The sequence below is a fragment of the Actinocatenispora thailandica genome (genome assembly GCF_016865425.1).
GTDB lineage: Bacteria > Actinomycetota > Actinomycetes > Mycobacteriales > Micromonosporaceae > Actinocatenispora > Actinocatenispora thailandica.
The window spans coordinates 5,712,340-5,724,278 of record NZ_AP023355.1 but is presented as its reverse complement, the minus strand read 5'-3'; the positions used below and the strand labels follow the sequence as shown (position 1 = coordinate 5,724,278).

The window sequence follows — 11,939 nt, the reverse complement described above, 5'->3', positions numbered from 1 at the left end:
GGCCCAGCGACCCGACCCTTACCTGACCAGGCGCTTGAGGGCTGCGGCGGCGCCACCGACGATGCCGCGCGGCAGCAACCGCAGCACCAGGATCAGCGCCAGGCCGTACGCGATGATCTCGACCTGGCCGCCGGCGTGGCTGGACACCGCCGGCAGCCACTCCTTGGCGAACCGGGCGAGCGACACCACGACGAACGCACCGACCGTCGCGCCGTACACGCTGCGCCGGCCGCCGACGGTGGCGATGATCAGCAGCTGCAGCGACAGGTTCAGGTCCAGCGTGTTGACGTCGACGAAGCTGGACCACAGCGCGTACAGGGTGCCGCCCAGCGCGCTGCACACCGCCGCCAGGACGAAGGCGAACCGCTTCTGCGGTGCCGGGTCGACCCCGGCGGACTGCGCCGCGATCGGCGAGTCGGAGATCGCCAGCAGGGTGGTGCCCAACTGGGACCGGCAGACCCGCTGCACGACCAGGCTCGCCACCACCAGGACCGCCGCGGCCAGGTAGAAGAAGCTCACGTCGTCGCTGAACTGCAGACCGCCGAGCGACAGCGCGGGGAGACCGGAGATGCCCTCGGCGCCGCCGGTCAGGTCGAACTGCTTGACCACCACGGCGAGCACCAGGCCGACCGCGATCGTGGCCAGCGTCAGGTAGTGGCCGGCGGCCCGGAACAGCGCCAGGCCGAGCAGCCACGCCAGCAGCCCGGCCGCGACCACCCCGACCAGGATGCCCAGCAGCGGACTCAGGTGGTAGTGCACGGTCAGGATCGCCGTCGCGTACGCGCCGGTGCCGTAGAACGCCGCCTGCCCCAGCGAGACCTGCCCGGCGTACCCGGTCAGCGGCACCAGCCCCAGCGCGGCGACGGCCAGCAGCACCAGCTGCACCCCGTCCGCCATCGTGTACGGCGCCACCCGGGTGAACACGAACGGGATCAGCAGCAGCGCGACGAGCAGCAGTGCCGCCGGCAGCGCCACCCGGACCAGCGGCCGGAGCCGCCGGTGGGTGTCGATCCGGGCCAGCAGCCCGGTCGGGGCCTCGGCCGGCGCGGTGTCGGTGGCGGCCATCAGACGCGTTCTCCCGTGACTCGGCGCAGCAGCCCTGTCGGCCGGGCGATCAGCGCCACCAGCAACACCGCGTACGCGATGCCGTCGGCGAACCCGGACTGGGACGACGGCAGGTACCCGCTGGCCAGCGCCTCGACGACGCCGACCGCGAGGCCGCCCGCGACCGCACCGGCCGGCCGGTCCAGGCCACCGATCACCGCCGCCGCGAAACCCTTCAGCCCCAGCCCGATGCCGACGCTCGCGTCCGGGGACTGCAGCGGCGCGAGGACGATGCCGCCGATCGCGCCGAGCCCCGCCGCGGCGAGGAAGACCAGCATCGACATCCGGCTCGGCGAGATGCCGGACAGCCGGGCGGCGTCCGGGTCCATCGCGGTGGCCCGCATCGCCCAGCCGGTCCGGGTGCGGGTGAGCACCAGCCACACGGCGAGCATCACCAGGGCCGCGATGCCGATCACCCAGAGGTACTGGCGGTCCATCGAGGCGCCGCCGAACCGCAGCGCGTCACCGGCGGTGAACGGCCGGGCGAACTTCGGCTCGGTACCGATCGTCACGAACGCCACGCCCTCGATGACGATCGAGGCGCCGATGGTCAGCATGATCGCCTGGTCGGTGCGGCCGGCTGCCTGCCGGGGCAGCACCAGCCGCTCCAGGGCCAGCCCGACCAGCACCGTGACGGCGAGCGCCGCGAGCGCGGCGAGCACCGTCGGTACCTGGTGCTCCTCCAGGACCGCGAACAGCAGCCCGGCGAGCATCACGAACTGACCCTGGGCGAAGTTGATCACCCCGGTGACCTGGGCGATCAGGGCGATGCCCAGGCCCACCAGGGCATACGCGGAGCCGGTCGTGAGACCGGTGACCACGTACTGCAGCAGTTCGCTCATCAGCCGAGATCGCTGAGAGACCACGTCCCGTTCTTCACCTGAAGGACGGTCAACGAGGACTCACTGACCCCGCCGTGGTTGGTCGGGCTGAACTGGTAGGTACCGAACGCGCCGTCGTAGCTCAGGTGCTCCATCGCCTTCTGGATGTCCTGCGGATCGGCCGAGCCCGCCTTCTTGATGCCGGCGACGATCAGGTTCAGCGCGTCGGCGGCCATCGGCGCGAAGCCGGAGAAGCCGCCGTACTTCGCCGAGTACTCGGTGAAGAAGTTCTTCTCGGTCTGCGCGGCCGGGGTGGTCGCGGTGATCTCGTTACCGGCCAGCACCCGGGAGTGCACCATGTACGAGCCCTCGGACGCCGCACCGGCGCCCTTGACGAACAGCTCGGAGCCGGCGCCGGTGTCGTAGTAGACCTTGTCGCCGGAGAACTTCTTCTGCCGCAGCGCCTTCGCGGCCAGGCCGGACTGCGGCGGGATCGCCCACACCACGACGGCGTCCGGCTTCGCGGCCAGCACCTTCGTCGCCTGGACGCTGAGGTCCTTGACCTCGCTGGAGAACTTCTGGTGCGCGACCAGGTCGATCTTGCCGGCCTTGTCCAGCGCCTGCCACTCCTTCAACCCGGCCTCGCCGTACGGGTTGTCGACGGAGAGCACCGCGACCTTCTTGATCTTCTTCTTGGCGAACGCCTTGAGCATGACGTTGCCGATGACGTCGGTGTTGCCCGGCGTCTTGAAGATGTACTTGCGGACCGGCGTGACGATCGCCCCGGAGGAGCCCATCGAGACCAGCGGGATCTTCGCCTTCTCGACGGTGGGGATGATCGGAATGGTGGTCGGAGAGGCGCCGGCGCCGACGATCGCCACCACGTGGTCGTTGTTGATCAGCGACTTCGCCACCGTCAACGACTCGGCCGGATCGGACTTGTTGTCCCGGATGACCAGCTTGACCTTCTTGGTCTTGCCGCCGACCTTGATGCCGGTCTTGTTGATGTCGGCCTGGACCATCTTGAGCGCCCGCTGGTATGCCTCGCCCTGGACCGCGGCGGGGCCGGACAGTTCGAGGTCCGCTCCGATCACGATCTGCGAGCTGCCGTCACCGCCGGAACTCTGCTCCTTGGCACATCCAGTACCGACGGAGAGTGTCACCACCGCGGCAAGACCAGCCGCTACCCAGTGTCGCGTGGACACCTGCTCGCCCCCTGCTCAATTCGTGGGATCGATCGGGTGGGCCGAGACGGCACAACCCGTCGCGCCACCGCTCAGCCGGACCACAACGTGCGTGGCCGCCGCGGGTCGGGCGGGTCGACGTGCGAACGACTACCGCAGTGCAGCGCAGCGATGATCTTCATGATCTTCGTGCCGGGCGTCAAGCGGTGGACCTGCGCGGATGTCGGATTGATACTGAACCGCAAGACAGCACGCGCAGGCCAGCGCGGAGATGACCGTACGCCACGGATCGGCATCGATCGATACGTGGTGACACACGTCGCGATGACGACCACCGACCGTGCGGGTCGCTGCACCCACCGTCGATGCAGTACGTCGAGCGGGTGACATCGAGATGTCGGAACCTCGCACCGGCTGGTACGGAAAGTCAGGACAGGGCGGTCTGCCGCGCCGTCGACGTCCCGGCGGCCGCGATGATCGTGCGGCGGACCGTGGCCGCCGACGCCGGCCGGCAGCCCAGCGCCGCCTGCCGGGTCAACACCCGCGACTCGTCGTGGTAGAGCCGCACGCCGCGACGCAGCAGCACCGCCGGCGGCTTGCGGTGCTCGCGCAGGTCGCGGGCCAGCCGGCGGCAGAACGTGACCCCCCGGGGCCGCCGCAGCGCGTACGCCCCGGCGAGCACCCCGCGGTCCCGGCACGCGGCGGCGATCTCCGCGGCGAAGATGCCCTCGGCCACGAACACCCGGGCGCCCCGCAGCTCCAGCCGCTCGTACCCGGTGCACCGGTCGACGCTGATGTCGTAGTGCGGCACCTCGACCGAGCCGGTCCGGGCCAGCAGTTCGATCGCGGCAACCGCAGCGGTGGCGTCCCAGCTCGCCGGCGACTCCCAGTCCACCGGCGCCGGGTTCGGGCCGGTCGCCGGACCGTCGCCGACCCGGGGCAGCCGCGGATCGTCGCCGTTGAGGTAGAAGTCGTCCAACGGCAGCACCGGAACGCCGCACCGGCGCGCCACGTACGACTTGCCGGAGCCGGACGGGCCGGCCAGCAGCACGACCCGGGCGATACCTCCGTCGGCGTGCATCGCCCCTCCGTTCGGCTCCGTCGACAGGTCCAGAGCAGGGTACCGGTGCGGTCGCGTCGCGGTGATCGCCCGACATCCCCGCCGACACCCCGAAACAGCGCCGGTGAGCTGCGGTTTCGTTCGACCGGGGCGGGCGCGCAGGGTGGCCGGAAACACGGTCGGCGCGCGGCGCGGGTCCCGGGGACGTCACCCGGGGTCTGCGTCGACACGGCCGGCAGGACCGCCCACGTGACCCCCGGCGCCGCGTACCTCCCGGGCCAGCCACCCGGTCGACCGGGGCGTCGGTGTTCCCGGCCCCCAGCCGGTCGCGGTGCAGGTCGGGCACTCCGACATGCGCCGCTACCGCGTCGTTCTGCAGCTGGTCATCGGGCCGGCTGCCCCAGGTACGCCTGGTGCACCCGCGGATCGTCGCGCAGCTCGTCGACCGTACCGGCGGTCACCACCGCACCGCGGTCCAGCAGGTAGCCGCGCTGCGCGACGTGGAAGGCGACCTGCGCGTTCTGCTCGACCAGCGCCAGCGTGGTGTCCCGGCCGGCCAGCTCCACCAGCGCGTCGGCCACCTCGCGGACCGCGAGCGGCGCGAGGCCGAGCGACGGCTCGTCCAGCAGCAGCAGCTTCGGCCGGCTCATCAGTGCCCGGCCGATCGCGAGCATCTGCTGCTCGCCGCCGGACATGGTGCCGGCCGGCTGCCGCCGGCGGTCCTTCAGCTTCGGGAACAGCTCGTAGACCGTGGCCAGCCCCTCGCCGGTGGACGAGCGGGCCCGCGAGTACGCCCCGAGGTGCAGGTTCTCCTCGACGGTGAGGCCGGCGAACACCCGCCGGCCCTCCGGTACCAGGGCGAGGCCGGCGCGGCTGCGCCGCTCGGCCGACCAACGGGTGACGTCCTCGCCGGCGAACTGGATCCGGCCGCGCCAGGACCGCAACAGGCCGGCGATGGTGCCCAGCAGCGTCGTCTTGCCGGCTCCGTTGGCGCCGATCAGGGTCACCGCCTCACCGGCGCGTACCTCGATGTCGACGCCGTGCAGCGCCTCGATCCGGTCGTACCCGGCGACCAGCCCGGTCACCGACAGCACCAGCTCGCCGTCGTCCGCCCCGCTCGGCGTCGCCGCCGCGGCCGTCTGCCCGCTCATGTCCACTCCTCACCGAGGTACGCGGCGCGGACGGCCGGGTCGGCGGACACCTCGTCGGGCGTGCCGTCGGCCAGCAACCGGCCGTGGTCGAGCACCAGGACCCGCTTGGACACCGACAGCACGCTGGCCACGTCGTGCTCGACCAGCAGCACGGTGATGCCCTCGGTGGACACCTTGGTGAACAGTTCGGTGAGGTCGACGCTCTCCGAGGCGGACAGCCCGGCGAGCGGCTCGTCCAGCAGGATCAGTGCCGGGTCGCCGGCCAGCGCGCGGGCGATCTCCACCCGCCGCTGCAGCCCGTACGGCAGCGAGCCGGCCGGCTGGTCCGCGTACCCGGCGATGCCGACCCGGTCGAGCAGGTCGTGCGCCCGGGCCCGTTCGGCCCGCACCTTGCGGTGTGCCTGCGGCAGCAGCACCATGTCGCCGACCGCGGTCGCCCAGCCGCGGGCGACCCGCGGCAGCAGCACGTTGTCCAGCACCGACAGCGAACCGAAGATCTGCAGGTTCTGGAAGGTGCGGGTGATGCCGAGCCGGGCGATCTGGTGCGGCTTGCGGCTGGTCAGGTCACGCCCCCGCAACGAAATCCGCCCGGTGGTCAGTCGGACCGCGCCGGACAGCACGTTCAGCAGGGTGGTCTTACCGGCGCCGTTGGGCCCGATCAGGCCGACGACGCCGCCGTCGTCGTGGTGGAAGGACAGGTCGTCGATGGCCGCCACGCCGCCGTAGCGGACGGTCGCCGCGGAGACCTCCAGGGCACAGTTCATCGGACCGACGGCCGATGCAGAGCTGACATTTTTCCCTTACCAACACTCGATCCGCACGGCACGTCGTGGCCGTTCTGTCGCCGGTCATTCTCGCGCCCTCCGGCGGCGGGAGGAATGGTGCCCGGGCAGCTGGTTGGGGGCGGACCGCGGCGATATCTTCGTAGCTCGGTCGTTTCTCGCCAACGGGGCACGAACCGACCGCTACCAGATTGATACGGATCGATGACCACGGGTGCGCTGGCGGCCGGTTCGCCGCGGCATGACCAGGCCGAATGCTCTGCACTGTTGGTAGCGACATGAACACTCTCCGACCGGATCGGATGTCGCCCGGCCGGCCGGTATGCGGTGTCCCACTTGCCGTACCCTGCTCGGGGTTTCTCTTTCTGATCGAGCGTGGTGGAATCCCCCGGGGGCTCGGTGTAGTGGCCCGGCCCGACAAGCACACAAGCAGTCACGCAGTCTTGGAAGGCGGCAGCAAGTGAGCAAGCGGACCGCGGCGACCCAGGCAGGACGCCAACGCCGGCGGCGCCCGATTCCGCGGCTGAGCGACGTCCGCATCCAGTCGAAGCTGGGCCTGATCCTGGTCGTCCCGGTGCTCGCGGTCGTCGCACTGGCCGGGATCGAGCTCGCCAACGCGGGGAAGACGCTGTCCGACGCACGCCGGGTGGACGCGACGCTGCAGCTGAGCACGCAGGCCGGCAACCTGGTCGAGCAGTTGCAGAACGAGCGGCTGGACGCCGCCGAGGCGATGCTGTCCAAGGGCCGGTCCGGCTACTCCGACCTGGCCGACCAGTTCAAGAAGCAGTCGTCCGCCACCGACGAGCGGATCGGGGCCTACCGCACCGAGCGGGACAAGGTCAGCGGCACCTCCGAGGACATCTCCAGCAACCTCACCGTCATCGACGACCAGCTCGACTCGCTGACCAAGACCGGCCGCAGCGAGGTGCTGTCGTCGTCCAGCGACGCCACCGTCGCGTCCGTGACCTTCCGCTACCAGGTCCTCATCTCCGAGCTGCTCGATCTGCGCGACTCGATGACACACCTGACCGACGACCGCAGCCTGTCCAGCGAGCTCACCGCGAACGCGGCGCTCTCCGACGCCAAGGAGTACGCGGCCCAGGAGCAGCTGGCGCTGCTGCGGGTCATCGACGACTCCAGCGGGTTCGACGCGACCAGCTTCGAGACGTTCCTCGGCACCCTGACCGACCAGCAGAGCGCGTACGACTCGTTCAACCGGTCCGCCTCCGACGAACAGAAGCAGGAGCTGGAGGAGTCGGTCAGCGGCCCGCAGGTGCAGGACTCGACCCGGCTGGAGACCGACGCCCGTACCGTCGGGCTCAACAACCACCTCGACATCCAGGCCAGCGACTGGAACTCCGCCATGGCGAAGCGGATCAACGCGATCCGCTCGGTGGAGAAGCTGCTCGACGCGAACGCCGCGGCGCACGCCAAGGCGCAGGTCGCCTCGGTGGTCCGGCAGGTGATCGCGGAGGCCGGCGCCGGCCTGGTCGTCCTGGTGATCGCCATCGTGCTGGCCCTGCTGGTGGCGCGGGCGATGGCCCGGTCGCTGCGCCGGCTGCGGGAGGGCGCGCTGCAGGTGGCGTACGAGGGCCTGCCGCAGGCGGTCGGCCAGCTGGAGACGGCCGAGTCGATCGGTGGCCAGACCCCGGAGGAGATCGCCGGCCAGGTGCGCGACCCGATCCAGGTGCGCGGTCGGGACGAGATCGGCCAGGTCTCCGAGGCGTTCAACGTGGTGCACCGGGAGGCGGTCCGGGTGGCCGCCGCCCAGGCCGTGCTGCGCGCCAGCGTTTCCACCATGTTCATCAACCTGGCCCGCCGGTCCCAGCTGCTGGTCGACCGGCTCATCGGTCACCTCGACCGGTTGGAGCAGGGCGAGGAGGACCCGGACCGGTTGGCGCAGCTGTTCCAGCTCGACCACCTGGCCACCCGGATGCGCCGGAACGACGAGAACCTGCTGGTCCTCGCCGGTGCCGACTCCACCCGCGCGCGCCGCGAGGCGGCGCCGCTGGGCGACGTGTTGCGGGCCGCGCAGTCCGAGGTCGAGCAGTACACCCGGATCGAGTTCGGGGTGGTCGACCGGGACGTCGAGGTCGAGGCGACCGCGGTCAACGACGTGGTGCACCTGGTGGCCGAGCTGCTGGACAACGCGACCGCGTTCTCCTCGCCGGACACCGCCGTGGTGGTCGACGCGCGCCGGGTCGGCGACCGGGCGATCGTGCAGATCGAGGACCGCGGTATCGGCATGTCCGGCGACGTGCTGGCCGAGGTGAACGAGCGGCTGGCCAATCCGCCGCTGGTGGATGTCGCGGTGTCCCGGATGATGGGTCTGGTCGTGGTCGGCCGGCTGGCGTCCCGGCTCGGCATCAAGATCGAACTGCGGCCGGCGCCGGAACGCGGCACCGTCGCCGACGTGGTGCTGCCGGCCGCCGTGCTGGTACCGACCGAGCGGCCCGGCGTTCGCCCGAGCGAGCTGCCGGCGCAGGGCGGTCCGCTGGCGCTGGAGACCGGCCCCGGCGGGTCCACCCGGGAAGCGCCGCGGCCGGCCGCCCCGGAGCCGGTCGACCCGATGCCGGGCATCCCGTTCCAGCCGCCGGCGCGCGACAGCCTCGCCGACGCGGCCAACGGGCACCGGTTGAACAACGGATCGAGCGCGTTGCCCCGGCGCCAGCCGGGCCAGCAGGACGAGCCGACGAGTACGGAGCCGGCCCCGGCCCGAGGCGCCGACGAACCGATCCGGCGCAGCCTGTTCGACCCGCCGCCCCGCAAGCTCGCCCAGGAGCAGACCGGCAGTTTCGATGCGCCGCCGGTGGCCGAGCCCGGCCCGTACGAGCAGTCCCGGCCGGCGGCCTACCAGCAGCCGGAGCCGAGCGCGTTCGAGCAGACCTCGTACCAGCAGGCCGAGCCGCCGGCGTACGAGAAGCCGGCCGAGCCCGGCCCGTACCAGCGGTTGACCGGGTCGGAGCCGGACCGGACCGCGTCGCTTCGTCGGGAGGGCAGCACGCCGCCGGCCTCGGCGGCCGACGACACGGTGACGTTCGACCGGATCCCGGCGGAGCCGCCGCGCCGATCGCTGGACGATTCGGTCCGGCGCGCGGCGCAGCGACCGACCGCCGATCCGGAGCCGGTCAGCGAACCGGCGGCGGGCACGCTTGGCGGGCACGACCCGTGGGCGGAGCCGCCGGCCCGGCCGATGGCCGAGGACCTGACGGTGGAGACGCCGCAGCTGCCCGGCCGGGACGTCTGGTCCCCGTCGGCGCCGGCCGACCCGGCCCCGGTGGCGCAGCAGCGCCGGTCGGACGGCGGCCGGTTGGATGAGGAGATTTCGGCACAGCGCGGGCTAGAATCGGCCACGCCGGAGCCCGAGCACGGTTCCGGGGCAGGTCGGGCCGAGATCATCCCGAGGAATGTCGACGACACGATGGAGCTGCCCATCTTCCGCGAGGTCGAGTCGGCCTGGTTCCGGACCAGCCCGTCCCGGCCCCGGTCCGCGCCCGCGGTCGGTACCCCACCCGCGCCGGTGGCGGCCGCCGCCCGACCGGCGGGGATGACGGCAACCCGAGCACAGGAGGCGCCGGTGCGTGCGGCCGAGCCGAAGAAGCGGCCCACCGTGCTGCCTACTCGGGTGCCCGCCGGCAGCGACGCGCCGCGAAACCAGCCGGTGGCCCGGCCGGCGGAGCCGGCGCGCCGCCCGGCCGAGCCGGGCCCCGCCGCACCGGTGGACCGGCCGATGGCCGAGCCGATGGACCGGCCGATGGCCGAGCCGCTCGCGCGCCGGCAGCCGCCGGCCGAGATGCCGCCGGGCCGGCCGGCGGCCGAGGTGCCCTCCGAGGGCCGGCCGGACATCGACCCGTGGCGCTCGGCCGCCGACAAGGGCTGGCAGGCGGCCTCCGCGATCACCACCCCGCGGGAGTCCGACACCACCTCCGCCGGTCTGCCGATCCGGCGCCCGATGGCTCAGCTGGTGCCGGGCGGTATCGAAGATGCGTCCCGTCCTAAGTCCCGGGCACGGGAACGTTCACCCGAAGCGGTCCGTGGGCTGTTGTCCGCGTACCACCGAGGCGTCCAGCGCGGACGCGCCGGCGGCGGTGACTCGCCGCGGGCGGGAGCCGCGCCCGGACACAGGAGCACCGGTGACGGTGCTGGCGAGGAGCAGGAGGCATGACGACCCAGCAGATAGGTACCCAGGACCTCGGTTGGCTGCTGTCCAACTTTGCGGACAGGGTTCCCGGAGTGGCGCACGCGGTCGCGGTCTCCGCCGACGGCCTCTTACTCGCCTCCTCCCGGGACCTGCCCCGCGACCGGGCCGACCAGCTCGCCGCCATCGCGTCCGGGCTGGTCAGCCTGACCCAGGGCGCGTCGAGGTGTTTCGAGGGCGGCGCGGTGTTGCAGACCGTCGTCGAGATGGACAACGGCTTTCTCTTTCTGATGTCGATCAGCGACGGATCCTCGTTCGCGGTGCTGGCTGCCCGGAGTTGTGACGTCGGGCAGGTGGGGTACGAGATGGCATTGCTGGTCGACCGAGTCGGCGATGCGCTCACCCCGGCACCGCGCGAGGGGACCGCACGGTTGAGCTGAGGGGTCTCGTGGATTCCCTCGGGCTGACGACTCGGTGCGTGGCGGTGTGGTTCGCCGCGTCCGCGCATCGAGTCGGGACCATCCTGGATCGGGGTGTGGGGCATGATGAATGACCCTGATGAGCCGAGCAACGCGCTGGTTCGCCCCTACGCCGTGACCCGTGGCCGGACCCGGCCCCGGGTGGAGATCGCGATCGAGGCGCTGGTGGAGACGACCGCGAGAGGTCGTGACGCCAGCGTGGTCGGTGGGCGGGAGCAACAGCTGATCGCGGGGCTGTGCGCCCTGCGGGTGCAGTCGCTCGCCGAGATCGCCGCACGTATGCAGATGCCTTTGGGAGTGGCTCGGGTGCTGGTCGCGGACATGGCCGCGGACGGACTCGTCGCCGTGTACGAACCGACTGCGGTCGGGGACGACGCCGTGGGCACGGAACTGCTGGAGAGGGTGCTGAGTGGGCTTCGGAGGCTCTGACGAGGGCTACCGCCGGCCGAGCGGGCGGGTGACCTCGTCCAAGATCGTTATCGCCGGCGGTTTCGGCGTCGGAAAGACCACACTGGTCGGATCCGTCTCGGAGATCACGCCGCTGACCACCGAGGCGATCATGACCTCGGCCAGCGCGTCCGTCGACGACCTTGCCGGAGTGCCGGGCAAGAGCACGACGACGGTCGCGATGGACTTCGGCCGTATCACGATCGACCAGGACCTGATCCTCTATCTGTTCGGGACGCCCGGACAGACCCGGTTCTGGTTCATGTGGGACGAGCTGGTGCGCGGCGCGATCGGCGCGATCGTACTGGTGGACACGCGACGGCTGGCCGACTGCTTCGCCGCGGTCGACTTCTTCGAGCACCGTGGCCTGCCGTACCTGGTCGCGGTGAACTGCTTCGACGGCGTCCAGCTGCACCAGCTGGACGACGTGCGGGAGGCGCTTGCGGTGGGTCCGCAGGTGCCGGTGATCCCGTGTGACGCACGGAGCCGGGAGTCCACCAAGCAGGTGCTGATCACGCTGGTGGAGTACGTGTTGAAGATGCGGCGCGGTGCGGTGGCACCGTCCCGGTAGCGCCGCGACGTTCCGATCTCGACGCCCCGCTCGGCTCCGGCCGGGCGGGGCGTTTCGTGTCCGCGCCGCGCGTACACCGCCCTGTTCGACGCACCGTTCGGGGTGGCCGACCGAGTGGGCCAGAACTCAGAATCCCCAATGCGTGACGGTGAGTTACATCACCCGCCTAAACTCCGGTCCAGGCAAGGGGTCGAGTGTCCGT

General features: G+C 71.7%; 10 protein-coding genes. 4 read left to right on the top strand and 6 right to left on the bottom strand.

Annotation, left to right across the window (positions count from 1 at the left end; translation table 11 throughout):
- Positions 1–18: 18 nt before the first annotated feature.
- The 6 genes from Athai_RS25515 to Athai_RS25490 form a co-directional block, all read right to left on the bottom strand.
- Positions 19–1,065: a branched-chain amino acid ABC transporter permease gene (locus Athai_RS25515; protein WP_203963847.1), complete on the bottom strand. Its 1,047-nt coding sequence runs from the start codon at positions 1,063–1,065 to the stop codon at positions 19–21.
- Complete coding sequence (locus Athai_RS25510) at positions 1,065–1,946, bottom strand: branched-chain amino acid ABC transporter permease (RefSeq protein ID WP_203963846.1); 882 nt, start codon at positions 1,944–1,946, stop codon at positions 1,065–1,067. Before Athai_RS25510 ends, Athai_RS25515 begins: the two co-directional genes overlap by 1 nt.
- Positions 1,946–3,091, bottom strand: a complete 1,146-nt coding sequence (locus Athai_RS25505) for an ABC transporter substrate-binding protein (RefSeq protein ID WP_203963845.1) — start codon at positions 3,089–3,091, stop codon at positions 1,946–1,948. Before Athai_RS25505 ends, Athai_RS25510 begins: the two co-directional genes overlap by 1 nt.
- A 445-nt stretch (positions 3,092–3,536) precedes the next feature.
- On the bottom strand, positions 3,537–4,190 hold the full coding sequence (locus tag Athai_RS25500) for a uridine kinase family protein (protein WP_203963844.1): 654 nt from the start codon (positions 4,188–4,190) through the stop codon (positions 3,537–3,539).
- 362 nt (positions 4,191–4,552) lie between these two features.
- Positions 4,553–5,266 carry an ABC transporter ATP-binding protein gene (locus Athai_RS25495; protein WP_420829842.1) on the bottom strand — a complete coding sequence of 238 codons (714 nt, stop codon included), beginning with the start codon at positions 5,264–5,266 and terminating at the stop codon, positions 4,553–4,555.
- Positions 5,267–5,316: 50 nt separating this feature from the next.
- Entirely contained in the window at positions 5,317–6,084 is a 768-nt protein-coding gene (locus Athai_RS25490; RefSeq protein ID WP_203963842.1) for an ABC transporter ATP-binding protein, read from the bottom strand.
- Positions 6,085–6,562: 478 nt separating this feature from the next.
- Here Athai_RS25490 and Athai_RS25485 point away from each other — a divergent pair, with 478 nt between their 5' ends.
- The 4 genes from Athai_RS25485 (at position 6,563) to Athai_RS25470 (ending at position 11,737) form a co-directional block, all read left to right on the top strand.
- A complete protein-coding gene (locus Athai_RS25485) occupies positions 6,563–10,267 on the top strand; it encodes a sensor histidine kinase (RefSeq protein WP_203963841.1) in 3,705 nt (1,234 codons plus the stop codon).
- Positions 10,264–10,680, top strand: coding sequence for a roadblock/LC7 domain-containing protein (locus Athai_RS25480; protein WP_030449102.1), 417 nt, complete (start codon positions 10,264–10,266; stop codon positions 10,678–10,680). Before Athai_RS25485 ends, Athai_RS25480 begins: the two co-directional genes overlap by 4 nt.
- Positions 10,681–10,785: 105 nt before the next feature.
- Positions 10,786–11,148 (top strand): DUF742 domain-containing protein, encoded by a 363-nt coding sequence (locus Athai_RS25475; protein ID WP_030449103.1) that lies wholly within the window; start codon positions 10,786–10,788, stop codon positions 11,146–11,148.
- Between the two features lie 28 nt (positions 11,149–11,176).
- A complete protein-coding gene (locus Athai_RS25470) occupies positions 11,177–11,737 on the top strand; it encodes a GTP-binding protein (protein WP_203963840.1) in 561 nt (186 codons plus the stop codon).
- Positions 11,738–11,939 lie beyond the last annotated feature (202 nt).

Excerpts from the sequence above, each read along its gene's own strand:
- Athai_RS25515 (WP_203963847.1), bottom strand. The coding sequence starts at position 1,065 with ATGGCCGCCACCGACACCGCGCCGGCCGAGGCCCCGACCGGGCTGCTG.
- Athai_RS25490 (WP_203963842.1), bottom strand. The coding sequence starts at position 6,084 with ATGAACTGTGCCCTGGAGGTCTCCGCGGCGACCGTCCGCTACGGCGGC.
- Athai_RS25510 (WP_203963846.1), bottom strand. The coding sequence starts at position 1,946 with ATGAGCGAACTGCTGCAGTACGTGGTCACCGGTCTCACGACCGGCTCC.
- Athai_RS25480 (WP_030449102.1), top strand. The coding sequence starts at position 10,264 with ATGACGACCCAGCAGATAGGTACCCAGGACCTCGGTTGGCTGCTGTCC.
- Athai_RS25500 (WP_203963844.1), bottom strand. The coding sequence starts at position 4,190 with ATGCACGCCGACGGAGGTATCGCCCGGGTCGTGCTGCTGGCCGGCCCG.
- Athai_RS25475 (WP_030449103.1), top strand. The coding sequence starts at position 10,786 with ATGAATGACCCTGATGAGCCGAGCAACGCGCTGGTTCGCCCCTACGCC.